The sequence below is a fragment of the Asanoa ferruginea genome, from assembly GCF_003387075.1.
GTDB lineage: Bacteria > Actinomycetota > Actinomycetes > Mycobacteriales > Micromonosporaceae > Asanoa > Asanoa ferruginea.
In genome coordinates this window covers 8,568,274-8,584,852 of sequence record NZ_QUMQ01000001.1, presented here as the reverse complement: position 1 = coordinate 8,584,852, position 16,579 = coordinate 8,568,274, and the positions used below count along the sequence as shown (strand labels likewise).

Here is a 16,579-nt window from a genome sequence, read left to right as displayed (position 1 = left end):
GACCTGTGGGCGGCGGAAGGCGAAGGTATGACGGCGGAGTGGTCGTTGACGGGCGCGCCGAACGCCCGTGACCTGGGCGGATTCGTGGGTGCCGAGGGGCGCTTGGTGCGGGCCGGTGCCCTGATCCGGGCCAGCGGGCTGGGCCGGCTGGTCGACGACGACCTGCCGACGCTGGGCAAGCTCGGCATCGCCTGCGTGGTCGACCTGCGGGCGGCGTCGGAGATCGAGGTCGCGCCGCCGGACCGGCTGGTCGGCGAGCCGCGGGTGGTGCACATCCCGGTGCACGACCCGGCGCACCCGGTCTTCACCTACGTCTCGGCCGTGATGCTCGGGCACGACCTGGCCGCCTACGAGGCGCTGGCCCGGGAGGGCACCACCGGCGCGATGGAGGCGATCTACCGCTGGTTCGTCGCGTCACCGGTCGCGACCGAGGCGTTCACCCGGGCGGTGCGCGAGGTGGCCGAGCCCGGCAACCTGCCGCTGCTCTACCACTGCAGCGCCGGCAAGGACCGCACCGGCTGGCTCTCGGTGATCCTGCTGACCGCCCTGGGCGTCGACAAGGACGCGATCCGCGCCGACTATTTGCGCACCAATGACCTGGCCGACGGCGTCAACGAGTCGATCATGGGGGCGATGCTGGTCCGCCGGCCGGGCCTCGACCTCGACGCGATCCGGCCGGTGCTGGAGGCCCGCGGTTCCTACCTGGACGCGGCCTACGACGAGGTCGCCAAGCGGCACGGCGACATGGACAGCTACCTGCGCGACGCTCTCGGCATCGACGACGCCATGGTCACCTCACTGCGCGAGCGACTGCTGGAGGCCTAACGCGCTCGCCAGGCCGCCGCCGAGACGCCCGCGACCAGCGCGCACGCCGCGTCGTCGGTCAGGGTGGTCGAGGTGCAGACCACCACGGTGTACGGCGGCGCGTCGGCCGGGAACACGACGCCGGCGCCGTGCCGTACCCCCGTGATCCAGCCGTTCTTGTGTGCCACCCGGGTGCCCTCGGGCAGGCCGGCGACCAGGTCGTCGCGGTGTTCGTTGGCCTCCAGCAGCGCGAGCACCTCGGCGCGGGCGCCGGCCGGGACCAGGTCGCCGGCGACGATCGCGCCGAACAGGGCGGCGAGGTCGCCCGCGGTGACCAGGTTGCTGATCCCGGCGCGGCGGGCGGCGTCGTCCTCGATGCCGCGCGCGGTGACGCTGTGGGTCGCGCCCGCGAGCCGCCACACCTCCTGCGCCGCGGGCAGGCCGACCGCGCCCAGGCACAGGTTGGTCGCCAGGTTGCCGGAGCGCACGATCATCTGCCGGGCCAGTGCCCGCGCCGTGCTGGTGCCGCCGAGCAGCGCCCAGGTGGTCGCGTCGGCGTCTTCGGCCGGATCGTTGCCGTAGGGCTCTGCGTTCGGCGCGGCCGAGGGATGTCTGTTGTGGACGGTGATCGGTGCGTCGAGGTCGAGGTGGCCGGCCGCGGCGGCCCGGTGCAGGGCGACCAGCACGCCGACTTTCATCGTGCTGGCGGCGTAGTGGGTGGCGTCGGCGAGCCGGGCGTAGGCGGGCGGCCCGCCGACCGGGCCGATCCACGCGGACGCGACACCCGGCGCGGCGGCCAGCGCGCGGTCGACGTCGGTAAGGCTGTCCATCGGGCTCGACCATAGTGTGCGCTGTCCGCGAACAGCGCCCCGACCACCCTTCGCGTGGGGTTAGCGTGCCCGGATGACGGCACCGGCCTATGACGCGTACGCCGACTGGTACGAGACCTACACCCATGGCGTCTCGGGCTTCATGGACCGGGTCCGCGAGCACCTCGCCGACCTGCTCGGCCCGGGCCGCGGCCGCTGCCTCGACCTGTGCTGCGGCGGGGGAGCGCACGCCACGACGATCCGCGACCTGGGCTGGACACCGCTCGGCGTCGACCTGTCCCAGGGCCAGCTCCGCTGGGCCAGCGGGCGGCTGCCGGTGGCGGCCGGCGACGCGACGCGGTTGCCGCTGGCCGACGCCGCCGTGCCCGCGGTGGCCTGCGTGCTCGCGCACACCGACCTGCCGGACTGGGCGGCGGTGCTGCGCGAGGCGGCGCGGGTGCTGGCGCCCGGCGGCCGGCTGGTGCACGTCGGGGTGCACCCGTGCTTCGTGGGGGCGTTCGCCGACCGCTCCGACGCCGCGCGGATCACGATCGACACCCGTTACGCGGACCGGTCGCACACTTTCCACGCCTGGGCGCCGCACGGCGTGCGGGCCCGGGTCGGCGCGTGGCACGTGCCGCTGGCCGACATGCTCAACGCCGTCACCGCCGCCGGCCTGCGGATCGAGCGGGTGGCCGAGTCGGGCGCGAACGGCATCCCCGACGTCTTCGCCTTCCTCGCCCGGAAACCGGCTACCAGTTGAGGCAGACGCAGTTGGTCATCAGCGACCGCACGTTGTCGACGTATTGCGGGTTGGGGATCTTCAGGCCGGCGTCGGTGTCGACCGCGCCCGGGCCGAAGTTGTAGGCCGCGATCACCGCGTTGAGCAGGCACAGGTCGCTGTGGTCGGCGCAGTCGTCGGGGTCGACCGAATAGTCGCCCTCGAAGTAGACGTCGCCGAAGTATTTGATCAGCCAGGCCAGGTAGTTGGCGCCGAGGGCGGCATTGTCCTGGTATTTGTCGATGTCATAGCTCTGGTCGAACCGGTTGTTGACGAACGTCGCGGTGTCTTTCATGACCTGCATCAGCCCGACCCCGCCGTCGCAGGCGACGATGTTGGACTGCCAGCCGCTCTCCTGGTAGGCGGTGGCCTTGACCAGGTCGAGCGGCACCCGCAGGCTCGGCGCGCTGCTCGGCCAGTAGGTGCGGCCCGCGGCGTCGGTCAGCGCGGCCTTGGCGTCGGCCCGGCTCGCCTGCGTGCCGACGTAGCGCGGCTTGGTGCACCCGGCCGCCGGCTTCGGCGGGGCCGGCGGCAGCTTCTCGGTGGTCGAGTGGCGCGGCGGGCTCTTCTTCTTGGGGGTCTTGCGGGGCGTCGGCGCCTTGGTGGTGGTCGGCGGCTTCGTCGGCGCGGCGCCGAGGCCGACCGCGGCGTCGGCGGCCGCTTCGTCTTCCGGCGCGTCGGGCGACTCGACCACGTCGGACGTGTCGCTGCCGGCCTGGGCGCTGGTGGTCTGGCCGCTGCCGGCGTCGGCCGGCTGGCCGCACCCGCCGGCGAGCAACAGAGTGCCGACCGCGCAGAGCGCGACCAGATGGCGGGCGTAGCGGACCATCGCACCTCCCCGTGACGGGAGGGACGTTATCAGCCGGCCCGGTTTCCTACTGTCCCGCTTTCGGCGGACCGCGGCGCGGCGGGATCGGCCTCGACGGCCGGCGCGGCCAGTTCCGCCGCCTGTGCGGTGGCAGGCGCGGCCGCTCCCCCAGGCACTGCGGCGGCCGGCGCGGCCGGTCCTGCCGGTAGTGCGGCGGCCGGCGCGGGCGCTTCTGCCGGCACTGCGGCGGCCGGCTCCTCGCTCGTGGCGTCGCCGCGGCTGGCCCAGGCGACCATGAAGAAGAGCGTCCACATCCCGCCCACCAACACCGAGGTGGCGGTCTCGCTGGAGGTGCTCCAGCCCAGGTAGAGCCGGGCCCCGCTGAGACTCGCGATCGCCGCGGCCGCCACGGTCCACAGCGCCACCCGCAAGGGCCAGTGCCGCCGCCGGGACAGCAGCCAGGCCAGCGTGCAGAACCCGGCCGTCAGCACCGCGTTCTGGCTGGGGAACAGGCCGGAGACCGAGGCGCTGGCCGGAGTGATCTTGCCGGCCAGGGTCACGTCGGTGATCACCGCGAGGACCACCAGCGGCACGAACGCGCCGGCCGTGCTGACCAGGGTGACCAGGTCGCCCCGCCAGGACCGGTGCCGCCAGGCCAGCAGCAGCGCGACCAGCGCGACCACCAGGATCAGCAGCGAGCCGCGCAGGACGCCGAGGGTGTCGCGGGCGAGGTCGACGACGTGGTCGGTGCGGCGCGGGGCGAACCAGCCGGCGATGTTGTCGTCGATGACGCTCAGCCCGCTCTGGTCGACCGCCCACTTCATCACGAAGGCGAGCCCGAAGCCGATGCCGAACAGCAGGGCCACGCCCGCCACCAGGTTGGCGACCAGCGCCCAGCGGCGGCCGACGCGCATCGTCATCAGGAAGAACAGCACCCCGAAGTGCTGGTTGAACCAGCGCAGCGGCGGCAGGGCGCCGGCCCGCGCGACCAGCGCCCGCCACGGGTCGGGGTTGCGGCCGAGCCAGCGGCCGACCAGGACGATCGCGATGATCGTGGCGACCAGGATCAGCACGGCGCCGGTGGCCTTGCCGAAGTATTCGGAGACCGTCTCGTATGACTCGCCGGCGGCGTAGCCGACCAGCACCGAGGCGCCGACGAACAGCACCACGCCGGGGGCGTTCCAGACCGCGAAGCGCCGGTAGGGCATCTCGGCGGCACCGGCCAGGCGCGGCACGAGCGTACGCGCAAAAGCGACAAATCGGGCAACTAGCACGCCGCGGCCACCGAGGCGGTGCAGCAGGCCCTCGGCCTTGGCCCAGCGTTCGGGGCCGACCCGCGCTCCCCACCGCCCCTCGCGCAGCCGAGCGCCGTAGCGGCGGCCCGCGCGGAACGCCAGCGAGTCGCCGATCAGCCCGGCGACGACCATCAAACCGATCGTCAACGGCAGGTCGAGCGTTCCCCGGAATGCGAGAAAGCCCACTAGCAGTAACGTCGCCTCGGCCGGAAACACCAGCCCCAGCAACACCGCGGTTTCACCCGCGATCAAGATGAATGCGACCACGTAGATCACGGCGGGTGGCAGATCTGCCAGCCGTGTCAGTAGATCGACCATTGCGTCCCCCGGCCCACGGGACCAGCATGCCAGTGCGGTGCTGCACTAAAACAGGCAATAAGCAGAGATCCGGGCCACCTCCGGGATACCCCGACGGGGTTCGAGTTGGTGCAACCTGGAGGATGGAGACATGCCGACCCGTTCCGATCTCCGCAACGTCGCCATCGTGGCCCACGTCGACCACGGCAAGACAACTCTTGTCGACGCGATGCTGCGCCAGGGCGGCCAGTTCCATGCCCGCAACGAGCTCACCACCGACCGCATGATGGACTCGATGGACCTTGAGCGCGAGAAGGGCATCACCATTCTCGCCAAGAACACCGCCATCAGCTATGCGCCCGCCGACGGCCAACCGGTGGTCATCAACATCATCGACACCCCGGGCCACGCCGACTTCGGTGGCGAGGTCGAGCGCGGCCTGACCATGGTCGACGGCGTCGTGTTGCTGGTCGACGCCAGTGAGGGCCCGCTGCCGCAGACCCGGTTCGTGCTGCGCAAGGCGCTCAAGGCCCGGCTGCCGATCATCCTGGTGATCAACAAGGTCGACCGGCCCGACGCCCGGATCAAAGAGGTCGTCGACGACACCTACGAGCTGTTCCTCGACCTCGACGCCGACGACGCCCAGATCGACTTCCCCATCGTGTACGCGTGCGCCCGCGACGGCATCGCCTCGCTGACCCAGCCCGCCGACGGCACGGTGCCGGCCGACAGCGACTCGTTGCAGCCCCTGTTCCAGACGCTGCTCGACACCATCCCGGCGCCGTCATACGAGGAGGGCGCCCCGCTCCAGGCGCACGTCACCAACCTGGACGCGTCGCCGTTCCTCGGCCGCCTGGCGCTGTGCCGGGTGCGGGAGGGCACGATCCGCAAGGGTCAGACGGTCACCTGGTGCAAGATCGACGGCAGCACCGAGAAGGTCCGGATCTCCGAGCTGCTGATGACCGAGGGCCTGGAGCGCAAGCCGGCCGAGTCCGCCGGCCCCGGCGACATCATGGCCGTCGCCGGCATCCCGGAGATCATGATCGGCGAGACGCTGGCCGACGCCGACGACCCCCGCCCGCTCCCGCTGATCACCGTCGACGAGCCGGCGATCTCGATGACCATCGGCACCAACACCTCGCCGCTGGTCGGCCGGGTCAAGGGCGCCAAGGTCACCGCGCGGATGGTCAAGGACCGGCTCGAGCGCGAACTGGTCGGCAACGTGTCGCTGCGGGTGCTGCCCACCGATCGCCCCGACGCGTGGGAGGTGCAGGGCCGCGGCGAGCTGGCGCTGGCCATCCTGGTCGAGCAGATGCGCCGCGAGCAGTACGAGCTGACGGTCGGCAAGCCCCAGGTGGTGACCCGGGAGATCGACGGCAAGATCTGCGAGCCGGTCGAGCGGCTCACGATCGACGCCCCCGAGGAATACCTGGGCGCGATCACCCAGCTCCTGGCGACCCGTAAGGGTCGGATGGAGCAGCTGGTCAACCACGGCACCGGCTGGATCCGGATGGAGTGGCTGGTCCCGGCGCGCGGCCTGATCGGCTTCCGCACCGAGTTCCTGACCGACACCCGCGGCACCGGCATCCTGCACCACGTGTTCGAAAACTACGAGCCGTGGTTCGGCGAGCTGCGCACCCGCGGCAACGGCTCGCTGGTCGCCGACCGCACGGGCGCGGTGACCGGGTTCGCGATGATCAACCTCCAGGAGCGCGGCTCACTGTTCGTCGAGCCGGGCACCGAGGTCTACGAGGGCATGATCGTGGGTGAGAACTCCCGCTCCGACGACATGGACGTCAACATCACCAAGGAAAAGAAGCTGACGAACATGCGGCAGTCGACGTCGGACGAGACGGAGAAGGTCATCCCGCCGCGCAAGCTCTCGCTGGAGCAGGCCCTCGAGTTCTGCCGCGAAGACGAGTGCGTCGAGGTCACCCCGGCCGCGGTGCGCATCCGCAAGGTCATCCTCGACCAGACCACCCGCGGCCGCCAGGCCGCCCGCCGCAAGCACGCCGGCTGACCCGGCTCGCACAGCGCCGACGACGTGCCCGACTCCAACCCGGAGCCGGGCGCGTCGTCGTCTGTCCTGGTTCGGTAGGTGGACGGCAGGTTAACTCAGGGCCAATGGACGGTTGCGCGGGTCGCTAGGCGCGATGAGGATCGATGGATTCCCGACAAAGGAGTCTCGATGTCTGATCTCGATCGCCGGACGGTGTTGCGGGGTGCGGCCGCCGCGGCCGGTGGCGCCGTGCTCGGTGGGCCGTTCCTCGGCTTCGTCAACCGTGACACCGCCGCCGCGCACGGCAGTCAGCGCGCGCCGCTCGTCGACACCGTGGCCGACCTGCGTGACGGCAAGGTCCGGCTGCACGTGCCGGCGGGGTTCCACTATCGCTCCTTCCACGACACCGAGGCGCCGGTCGTGCTCGACGACGGCACGGCGCTGCCCGGCCGGCACGACGGCATGGGCGCCTTCCGTGACCGCGGCGACGATGTCGTGCTGGTCCGCAACCACGAGGTCAACAACCCGGGACCCGCCTTCGGCCCGCGTACGCCCTACGACGCGCAGGCCCGCGGCGGCACCACGACCGTGCACGTCAGCCGGACCGGGGAGGTGCGCCGGGCCTACACCAGCATCAACGGCACGATGATGAACTGCTCCGGCGGGCGGATGCCGTGGGGTTCGTGGGTGACCTGCGAGGAGACCGTCAACGGGCCCGACGTCGGCCCCGACTTCACCAACGCGTCCAACGTGCCGCTGACCCAGCCGCACGGGTTCGTCTTCGAGGTGCCGGTGCGCGGCGAGGCCAGCGGTGAGCCGATCACCGCCGCCGGGCGGTTCACCCACGAGGCGGTCGCCTACGACCCGCACTCCGGCTATCTCTACCTGACCGAGGACAGCTTCGAGTTCCCGTCGGGTTTCTACCGCTACAAGCCGCGCCGCGATCCGATGAAGCTCGGCTACCTCGACAACCGGGGCCGCCTGCAGATGCTCGCCGTCCGCAAGCGCCCCAACATCCATCTCGAGGGCAACCAGCGGCGCGGAGACACGTACGACGTGAAATGGGTCGATATCGATGATCCGGCGCCCCGCTTCCCCTACACGCCCGGGGAAACGGCACCGACCACGAACGACGATGCGACGGTGTACGTGCCGAAGCAGGGTTGGGAGCAGGGCGCGGCCTACTTCTCCCGGTTGGAGGGCGCGGTCTACGACGACGGCGTCATCTACTTCACCTCCACCCAGGGCGGCGGTGAGGCGGAGACCGAGCTCGGCCCGCACGCGACCGGCGGCTACGGCAACGGGTCCGGCCAGATCTGGGCCTACTACCCGAAGCACCAGGTGCTGCGCGCGATCTACCAGTCGCCGGGTCCGGACACGTTGGACTTCCCCGACAACGTCACCACCAGCCCGCGCGGCACGCTGGTGGTCTGCGAGGACAACACCAACGACAACTACCTGCGCGGGCTGACCCGGCAGGGCGAACTGTTTGACATCGCGCTCAACCGGCTCACCTCGAGCACCGGCACGTCGCGGTTCAACGACGAGTTCGCCGGTTCGACGTTCAGCCCCGACGGGCACACGCTGTTCGTCAACATCCAGGCCGGCGCCGGGATGACGTTCGCGATCTGGGGCGACTGGCGCAAGATCGGCGTCTGAGGCGCGCGACGGGCGGCGGCTGGGTACGGTGGGTGCGTGCTCGCCCAGGTCGCGACCTTCGCCGCCGCCCGCGCTCTGCGCCTTCCGCCGGCCGTCGCCGGCAAGGTCAGCTACCGGCGGCACCAGCGGGTGCGGGCGCGTGACGGCGTCGTGCTGATGACCGACCACTACGCCACCGACGTGCCCGACGCCGGCACCGTGCTGATCCGCACGCCCTACGGGCGGGGCGGGCCGATCACCCTCTTCGGGCGGCTGATCGCCCAGCGCGGGCTGCACACGGTGATCCAGTCGTGCCGCGGCACCTACGGGTCCGGCGGCACCTTCGATCCCATGCTGCACGAGCGCATCGACGGCATCGACACGATCGACTGGCTTCGCCGGCAGCCCTGGTACAACGGCAACCTGGCGATGTTCGGGTCCAGCTACCAGGGCTTCGCGCAGTGGGCGGTGGCGCCCTACGTCGGCGACGAGTTGCGGGCGATGGTGCTGGTCTGCACCACCTCGTCGGCCCGCGACTCGACCTACGCCGGCGAAGCGTTCTCCCTCGACACGGTGCTGACCTGGGCCGAGTTGCTCAGCGCCGAGGGGCAGCCGTTCTTCACCCGGCAGCGCGAGCTCAAGCGCGGGCAGCCCAAGCTGCTGCGCGGCCTGGCGACACTGCCGCTGGAGACGGCCGACCGGGTCGCCGTCGGCGCGCCGGTGCCGTTCTACCAGGACTGGCTGCGCGAGGTGGAGCCCGAAGCCACCTACTGGGCCGACCGCCGCTTCGACGACGGCGTCCCGACGGTGCGCGCGCCGATCGCGATGATCACCGGCTGGCACGACATCTTCCTGACCGCCCAGCTCCGCGACTACGCGGCGCTGACCGCGGCCGGGGCGTCGCCCTACCTGATGATCGGCCCGTGGACGCACGGCAGCCCCGGCCTGTTCGCCGCCTGGATGCGCGAAGGGCTGGCGTTCCTCTGCGACCGGATGCCGGGCGGCACCGACGCCGCGGCCGCGTTGCGCAACTCGGCGACGGCGCCCCGCGCCGGTGGCGTGCACCTACACGTGGCCAACGACGGGTGGCGCGAGTTTCCGAGTTGGCCGCCGCCCGGCACGCCCGGCGAGGTGTTCCTGCACCCCGACGGCGGGCTGGGTGCGGGTCCTGGAACCGGGGAGCCGTCCACGTTCTACTACGACCCCGCCGACCCGACGCCGTCGTTGGGCGGTGCGGTGCTGGCGGCCAACAAGGCCGGCCGGGTCGACAACCGGCCCGTCGAGGCGCGGTCCGACGTGCTGGTCTTCACCGGCGAGCCGGTGGAGACGCCGCTCGACCTGGTCGGTGAGGTGTCCGCGACCATCCACGTGCACGGCGAGCCCGAGTTCTTCGACGTGTTCGTGCGGCTCTGCGACGTCGACCCGAAGGGTCGCTCGTGGAACGTCTGCGACGGGCTGGTCCGGGTGGTGCCGGGCCGCTTCCCGCGGGACGCCGACGGGGTGACCCGGGTGACCGTGCCGATGTTTCCGACCGCACACCGGTTCGCGCCCGGGCACCGGATGCGGGTCCAGGTGACCGGCGGTGCGCACCCGCGGTGGGCCCGCAATCCGGGCACGGGCGAGCCGCTGGGCAGTGCGGTCGCCCTGCGCGGCGGCCGGCGGTGGGTCTTCCACGACGAGGCACGGCCGTCGTCGGTGCGCTTCACGGTCGCCTAGCTCGACCCAACCGGACAAACCGGATTAACGCGACGATGTTTCGCGCCTTTCTCACTTTTCCCACGAGTCCCATTTACGGCAAATAGCCTGAATCCGGCCGATGGCGTCGGGATCGTCGGCGGTTGGTCGGAAGGGGGACCGGACGGTGAAGTCTGCTCTGACCCGCGCGCTCGTCACCGGTGTGCTGGCCGGCGCCGCGGCGGTCGCCCTGCTGCCCGGGGTGGCCATGGCCGCACCGACCGCCACGGTCTCCGCCGGCGGACCGCTCAACCTGCGCGCCGGACCGTCCACGGCCGACAGCCGCACCGGCTCGGTCGCCGACGGCAGCAAGGTCACGGCCGCCTGCCAGGAGTTCGGCGAGCAGATCAAGGGCACCCAGCGGACCAGCCCGTACTGGGACAAGCTGAGCAACGGCAGCTATGTCGCGGACGCCTACCTGCGCTGGTCGCCGTCGCGTCCCGCCCTGCCCTGGTGTTCGGCCAAGGGCGCCAGCGTCGCCACCGTCAGCAGCGGCGGCGGGCCGGCCAACATCCGGGCCGGCGCCAGCACCGGGACCGCCCGGATCGGCACGCTGGCCAACGGTAGGACGCTCGCGGTCAACTGCCAGGTGTGGGGCGAGAAGGTGGTCGGCCACGTGCGCACCACCAACGCCTGGGACCGGCTGACCGACGGGCGATTTATCTCCGACGCCCTGGTCGCGTACAGCAAAGGCATGCCGGTGTTGCCGTGGTGTGGCCAGGTGCCGCCGGTGGTGCCGCCGGCGGGCTCGGCGCAGTTCCTCGCGCGGGTGGCCGAGCCGGCCAAGGCGGGCTTCACGAAATACCGCGTCCCGGCGTCGGTGACCATCGCGCAGTCGATCCTGGAGTCCGGCTGGGGCCGGTCCTACCTGTCGCGGCGCGACCACAACTATTTCGGCATCAAGTGCTTCGGCGATCCGGGCACGATCGCGCTGGGCTGCCGCTCCTACGCGACCCGCGAGTGCGAGGGCTCGAAGTGCTACGACACGACGGCGACCTTCCGGGCCTACAAGAACGTGACCGCGTCGTTCGCCGACCACGGCTATTTCCTGACCGTCAACGACCGCTACGCCAACGCCTTCAAATACAGCACCAACCCGAACCAGTTCGCCAAGGAGATCGCCAAGGCGGGGTATGCGACGACCCCGTCGTATGCGACCGACCTGATCGACCTGATGAAGGAGTACGACCTCTACCGGTATGACCCGGCGGCGCGCTCCTAGAGGTGGCGGCTGGTGTCGCGGACGCGGTGCTGTTTGAGCCTGGCCCGCTCGACGGCCGCCTGGCGGGCCTCGCGGCGCCGGGTCTCGTAGGCGACTTCGCGGTTCAGCCGCTGCCAGCTCTCCCAGCGCCGCGGGCTGAGGTCGCCGGACTCCAGCGCCGCGCGGACCGCGCACGCCGGCTCGGCCTGGTGGGTGCAGTCGGCGAACCGGCAGGCCGCGATCATCTCGGCCACGTCGGCGAACGCCCGGTCGAGGCCGACGGCGCCGTCGAGCAGGCCGACCTGGCGCATGCCCGGCGTGTCGAGCACCGCGCCGCCGCCGGGGATCGGGATCAGCGCCCGGTAGGTGGTCATGTGGCGGCCCTTGCCGTCGGTCTCGCGGACCGCTCGGGTGCCCATCACCTCTGCCCCGGCGAGCGCGTTGACCAGCGTCGACTTGCCGGCGCCGGACGGGCCGAGCAGGCCGAGCGTGCGGCCGGGCGCCACCAGCGGGCGGACCTGGTCGAGGCCGGTGCCCAGCCGGGCGCTGACGGTCAGCACCTCGACGCCGGGCGTCGCGCGGGCCAGGTCGGCGGCCACCGCCGCGGGGTCGCGCACGGCGTCGCTCTTGGTGAACACGACCAGCGGGCGGGCGCCGGAGTCCCAGGCCAGGGCCAGCAGCCGCTCCACGCGGCCGATGTCGGGCGACGGGTCGAGCGGCTCGACCACGGCGGCGACGTCGAGGTTGGCCGCCAGCACCTGGCCGGACGAGTCCTTGTCGGCGGTGCGCCGGACGATCGCGGTGCGCCGGGGCAGCACCGCCTCGATCGTGACCCGGTCGTCGGGCCAGGTGCGCACCAGCACCCAGTCGCCCGCGCAGGGCAGCCGCACCGCGTCGCGGGACGCGGCGGCGAGCACGGCGCCGGCCAGGCTGGCGCGGACCGGGCCGTCGGCGGACAGCACCGTGCAGACGCCGCGGTCGACCCGGGCCACCCGGCCCGGGACCACGTCGGCGTCGAGCACCGGCAGGTCGGCGGAGAACGCGGCGTCCCAACCGAGGGACGCGAGATCAAAGGTCATGGGTGCCTTTCGTTGTTGGCATCGACGGTAGGCCGCCCTCGGTGGGGCCGAAACCGAATTCTGGTGGGGCCAACGGCTAGGGTGGTGCTGCGCGTCGTTAAGGGGGCTTTCGTGAGCACGGATCCGCTGTCACTCATGGCGGAGGTCAACCGCGCGACCGAGCGGTTGATCGCCACAGCGGAGGGATTCGACGACGCTGCCGTGGCGGCACCGTCCGCGCTGCCCGGCTGGACCCGCGGCCACGTGCTGGCCCACGTCGCCCGCAACGCCGACGGCATGCGCAACCTGCTGACCTGGGCCCGCACCGGTGTGGTGACCCCGCAATACCAGCCCGGCCAGCGCGAGGCCGACATCGCCGCCGACGCCGACCGGCCGGCCGCGGTGCACCTGGCCGACATCCGCGAGTCGGCGCTGGCCTACGCGGCGGCCGCGGACGCGCTCACCCCTGAGCAGTGGGCGACCATCCTCGACATCCCCGGCCAGCCGCAGGCGGCCGTGTTCGGCGTCTGGCGCCGGCTGCGCGAGGTCGAGGTGCATCACGTCGACCTGGCGGCCGGCTACGGCCACGACGACTGGCCCGACTGGTTCGGCCACCGGCTGCTGCACGAGGTGACCAGCGGGCTCGGCGACACGCCCCCGCTCGTGCTCCGGCCGCTCGGCGCCGGCCACCCGCTCGAGGTCGGCACCGGCGGCCCGGTGGTGTCGGGCTCGGCCTGCGCGCTCGCGGCCTGGGTCACCGGCCGCTCCGACGGCGCCGGCCTCACCGTCTCGCCCGACGGTCCGCTGCCCACCCCGCCCGCCTGGATCTAACCGCTTCTTGGGAGACCCGCCATGTCCTCGTACACCGGAAACGTCGAAACCGGCGGTGCGCCGGCCGTCCGCGAACTGCCCGGCCTGCGCATCACCAAGGTCTCGGTCGGCCCGATGTCCAACAACGCCTACCTGCTGGAATGCCTGGGCACCGGCGACCTGCTGCTGATCGACGCGGCCAACGAGGCGCCGCGCCTGCTCGAACTCGTCGGTGGCCGCCCGCTCTCCGCGGTGGTGACCACCCACCAGCACATGGACCACTGGGTGGCGCTGGAGGAGGTCGTGGCCGCGACCGGCGCCCGCGCGCTGGCCCACCCCGACGACGCCGAGGGCCTGCCGATCTCGACGTCGCCGGTGGCCGAGGGCGACCGCATCCCGGTCGGCGACTGCGAGCTCGAGGTCATCCACCTGGTCGGCCACACGCCGGGCTCGATCGCCCTGGTCTACCGCGACCCGTCGGGCACGCCACACCTCTTCACCGGCGACAGCCTGTTCCCGGGCGGCGTCGGCAACACCCACGACGACCCGGTGGCGTTCGCGTCGTTGATCGACGACGTCGAGCACAAGCTCTTCGACGCGCTCCCCGACGAGACCTGGTTCTACCCGGGCCACGGCAACGACTCCACGTTGGGCGCCGAGCGCGGTTCGATCCCCGAGTGGCGGGCTCGCGGCTGGTGATGCCGCTCGGCGATCTCGTGCAGTGCTCCTCCGTGATGGCGAACCCATCGTAGGCCGATTGCTGGAACCCGCCCTGTCCGAGATGAAGGCAGAGCCCGCGATCCTCGATGGCGATCGGGGCTTCTACGAACGGCTCGGGGCCAGGAACGAGACCGAATCCGAGGCGTGGACCGACTACTTCGCGGGACGCGGACTGCGGCCTGGCTAGCGGCACCTCCCATGACCGCTGCTAGGCGAGCAGCACGGCTCGCGCCTCCGCGTATTTCGTCCGCAGCCGGTCCGCCGTCGCCGCGTCGAGCAGGGCCAACCGCTCCTCATCGCTGTTGGTCGCGTTGTCCGACAGCTTGACGAGCCGGCCCAACGGATCGGCTGCCGCACGGCGGACCGCGTCCAGATAGGACTCGCCGGCACGGTGCGTCACAGAATCCACCGCCGAGACCACCCGCTCCGGGTAGCCCATCGCCCGCAGCTCGTCGAGGGTCACGCCGCAGTCCTCGACGACGTCGTGGAGCAGCCCGGCCATGACCGCCTCGTCGCCGTGTTCGACCAGGGCCGCCGCGACCGCGCGCGGGTGCGCGATGTAGGGCAGCCCGGCCTTGTCGACCTGGCCTTCGTGGCAGCGCGCGGCGAACGCGTCGGTCTCCTCAACGGTCGGCATCCCGGTGGGCCCTTCATCCGTGGTCTCAGAGGCGCCCGGCGAAGGCCTTCAGCTCCTCGACGAACAGCTCAGGCTGCTCCCAGGCGCCGAAGTGGCCCCCGCGGAGTGGCTCTCCCCAGTGGACGATATTGGGGAAGCGGCGCTCCGCCCAGCGGCGCGACGGGCGGGGCACCTCCTTGGGGAAGATCGTGCAACCGGTCGGCACGCGTACGACATCGTCGGTTGACGTTGTGAACCAGCGCGACACCTCGGCGATGCTCTCCCAATAGAGGCGGGCCGATGACGCACCGGTCCCCGTCAGCCAGTAGAGCGTGACGTTGTCGAGGACCTGGTCGCGGGTGAGCACGGTGGCCAGATCGCCGTCGTGGTCGGACCAGGCCCAGATCTTCTCGACGATCCAGGCGCACAGGCCGGCGGGGGAGTCCACAAGGGAATAGCCGAGCGTCTGCGGCCGGGTGGCGTGCACGGCCGAATAGCCGGAGCCGTCCCGTTCCCGGTCGGCCAGGTCGGCCAGGGCGCTGGCCTCCGCCGGTGTCAGGTCAGTGCGGATGGGCGCCACCAACGGGGGTACGAGGTGGATGCCCAGCAACCGCTCCGGCGCCTGCAGCGCGAGGCTGGTCGAGATGCTGGTGCCCCAGTCGCCGCCGGCCGCGATGAAGCGGGGATAGCCGAGCGCGGTCATCAGCTCGGCCCACGCCCGCGCGATCCGGTGGATGTCCCACCCCGGTGCGGTGGGTTGCCCGCTGAAGCCGTAGCCGGGCAGCGACGGCACCACCACGTCGAAGCCGGCTTTGGCCAGGGGTTCGACCACGGCCTCGTACTCGAAGAATGATCCGGGCCAGCCGTGCGTGAGGATGATCGGCAGGGTGCCGGTCGAGCGCCGGTGCAGGAGGTGGATCTCCAGGCCGTCGACGGTGATGCGGCGCTGCTCGATCTGGTCGACCCGGGTCTGCGTCGCCCGCCAGTCATGGTCGTCGGCCCAATAGGCGACAAGATCTTGAAGATATTCCAGGGGTACGCCCTGGTCCCAGCCGTCGACCGCCGCCGGCTCCGGCCATCTCGTGGCGCGGAGCCGGCGGCGCAGGTCGTCGAGCGCCGCCGGCGGCGTTGCGATCATGGCGATCAGAAGCCGGGGAACACCCGGCGCAGCTCGTCGAGGCTCAGCGGACCGTCGATCTTGGCCGTCGACGCAGCGAACTCCGGCTTGAGCCGGCCGCTGACCAGCCGCAGCCAGGTCTCCGCCGGCAGCCGCAGGGTGCCGTCGGGGTCGGCCGGGGCCTCGGCCAGCGAGATCTCCGGGCCGAGCACCAGGCCGAACGACTCGGGGACGTCGGTCAGCTCGACGGCCAGCGTCGCGGTCTTGCCCTCGAGGTGCTCGGGCTTGGCGACCCAGGCGAACATGTGGGCCATCTGGCCGAGCAGCAGCGGCGCCGCGTCGGCCGCGACGGTCGCCGCCGGGTCGAAGGCGACCGCGACGTCCCAGGCGTGCAGCGCGAACTCGGAGAGCCGCATCGTCGCGGAGGCGGCGACGTCGACCGGTGCCGGCATCCAGGCGTAGCTGACCCGGACCGACTCGCGCTCCGAGTCACTGAGCGACTCGTAGCGCTTGACCAGGGCCTCGTTGGCCGTGACGACCCACTCGGCGCGCTCCTCGCGGGACGCGTTGTCCCACTTGGCCCAGACGCTCTTGTTGAACTCGCCGTCGGGCGCGGCGCCGCCGGTGATGCCGGCCTCCAGCGTGGCCAGGTTGATCTCGGCGCCGCTGCCGAGGTGGCTGAGCACCTGCGAGACGTCCCACTCGCTGGCGCCGGAGGGGCGGGCGAGGTCGACGGGGGTGAACCGGGCGACCTGGGCGACGAGGTCGTCGTGGCCGGTACGCAGCACCGCGATGACGCGGTCAGCGGAGGATGCCATGCGGATTGCTCCAAACACGAGGGGTGCGTTCGCGATCGAGACTATGCCGCCGCCGCGCCGACCCGGAAATGTCA

Annotated in this window: 15 protein-coding genes; 8 read left to right on the top strand and 7 right to left on the bottom strand. The window is 71.9% G+C overall.

The window, feature by feature from the left end:
- Positions 1-27: 27 nt before the first annotated feature.
- A complete protein-coding gene (locus tag DFJ67_RS40025) occupies positions 28-825 on the top strand; it encodes a tyrosine-protein phosphatase (RefSeq protein ID WP_116074628.1) in 798 nt (265 codons plus the stop codon).
- Here DFJ67_RS40025 and DFJ67_RS40020 read toward each other — a convergent pair.
- On the bottom strand, positions 822-1,634 hold the full coding sequence (locus tag DFJ67_RS40020) for a serine hydrolase (RefSeq protein WP_116074626.1): 813 nt from the start codon (positions 1,632-1,634) through the stop codon (positions 822-824). The genes DFJ67_RS40025 and DFJ67_RS40020 overlap by 4 nt on opposite strands.
- Before the next feature lie 73 nt (positions 1,635-1,707).
- Here DFJ67_RS40020 and DFJ67_RS40015 point away from each other — a divergent pair, with 73 nt between their 5' ends.
- Positions 1,708-2,376, top strand: coding sequence for a class I SAM-dependent methyltransferase (locus tag DFJ67_RS40015; RefSeq protein ID WP_116074624.1), 669 nt, complete (start codon positions 1,708-1,710; stop codon positions 2,374-2,376).
- Here DFJ67_RS40015 and DFJ67_RS40010 read toward each other — a convergent pair.
- Entirely contained in the window at positions 2,366-3,223 is an 858-nt protein-coding gene (locus DFJ67_RS40010; RefSeq protein ID WP_116077214.1) for a lytic transglycosylase domain-containing protein, read from the bottom strand. The two genes, DFJ67_RS40015 and DFJ67_RS40010, sit on opposite strands and share 11 nt — an antisense overlap.
- Before the next feature lie 29 nt (positions 3,224-3,252).
- Entirely contained in the window at positions 3,253-4,815 is a 1,563-nt protein-coding gene (locus DFJ67_RS40005; protein ID WP_116074622.1) for a DedA family protein, read from the bottom strand.
- A gap of 130 nt (positions 4,816-4,945) precedes the next feature.
- Here DFJ67_RS40005 and typA point away from each other — a divergent pair, with 130 nt between their 5' ends.
- From typA to gsmA, 4 genes are all read left to right on the top strand, one after another.
- Positions 4,946-6,814: a translational GTPase TypA gene (typA, locus tag DFJ67_RS40000; RefSeq protein ID WP_116074620.1), complete on the top strand. Its 1,869-nt coding sequence runs from the start codon at positions 4,946-4,948 to the stop codon at positions 6,812-6,814.
- Positions 6,815-6,982: 168 nt separating this feature from the next.
- A complete protein-coding gene (locus DFJ67_RS39995) occupies positions 6,983-8,452 on the top strand; it encodes a PhoX family protein (RefSeq protein WP_116074618.1) in 1,470 nt (489 codons plus the stop codon).
- 36 nt (positions 8,453-8,488) lie between these two features.
- Positions 8,489-10,147, top strand: coding sequence for a CocE/NonD family hydrolase (locus tag DFJ67_RS39990; protein WP_116074616.1), 1,659 nt, complete (start codon positions 8,489-8,491; stop codon positions 10,145-10,147).
- Between the two features lie 145 nt (positions 10,148-10,292).
- Complete coding sequence (gene gsmA / locus DFJ67_RS39985; RefSeq protein ID WP_170216175.1) at positions 10,293-11,387, top strand: sporangiospore maturation cell wall hydrolase GsmA; 1,095 nt, start codon at positions 10,293-10,295, stop codon at positions 11,385-11,387.
- Here the strand turns inward: gsmA and rsgA are convergent.
- Positions 11,384-12,445: a ribosome small subunit-dependent GTPase A gene (gene rsgA, locus DFJ67_RS39980; protein WP_116074612.1), complete on the bottom strand. Its 1,062-nt coding sequence runs from the start codon at positions 12,443-12,445 to the stop codon at positions 11,384-11,386. The genes gsmA and rsgA overlap by 4 nt on opposite strands.
- A gap of 111 nt (positions 12,446-12,556) precedes the next feature.
- On the opposite strand from rsgA, the gene DFJ67_RS39975 reads away from it, so the two are divergent.
- A complete protein-coding gene (locus tag DFJ67_RS39975) occupies positions 12,557-13,255 on the top strand; it encodes a maleylpyruvate isomerase family mycothiol-dependent enzyme (protein ID WP_116074610.1) in 699 nt (232 codons plus the stop codon).
- Between the two features lie 21 nt (positions 13,256-13,276).
- Positions 13,277-13,933, top strand: a complete 657-nt coding sequence (locus DFJ67_RS39970) for an MBL fold metallo-hydrolase (RefSeq protein WP_116074608.1) — start codon at positions 13,277-13,279, stop codon at positions 13,931-13,933.
- 229 nt (positions 13,934-14,162) lie between these two features.
- Here the strand turns inward: DFJ67_RS39970 and DFJ67_RS39965 are convergent, their stop codons facing one another.
- Genes DFJ67_RS39965 through DFJ67_RS39955 form a run of 3 tightly spaced genes read right to left on the bottom strand, consistent with a single transcriptional unit; the run spans position 14,163 to position 16,505 of the window.
- A complete protein-coding gene (locus DFJ67_RS39965) occupies positions 14,163-14,591 on the bottom strand; it encodes an HD domain-containing protein (RefSeq protein ID WP_116074606.1) in 429 nt (142 codons plus the stop codon).
- Positions 14,592-14,616: 25 nt separating this feature from the next.
- On the bottom strand, positions 14,617-15,708 hold the full coding sequence (locus tag DFJ67_RS39960) for an epoxide hydrolase family protein (RefSeq protein WP_116074604.1): 1,092 nt from the start codon (positions 15,706-15,708) through the stop codon (positions 14,617-14,619).
- 5 nt (positions 15,709-15,713) lie between these two features.
- On the bottom strand, positions 15,714-16,505 hold the full coding sequence (locus DFJ67_RS39955; RefSeq protein ID WP_116074602.1) for a maleylpyruvate isomerase family mycothiol-dependent enzyme: 792 nt from the start codon (positions 16,503-16,505) through the stop codon (positions 15,714-15,716).
- Between the last annotated feature and the right edge of the window lie 74 nt (positions 16,506-16,579).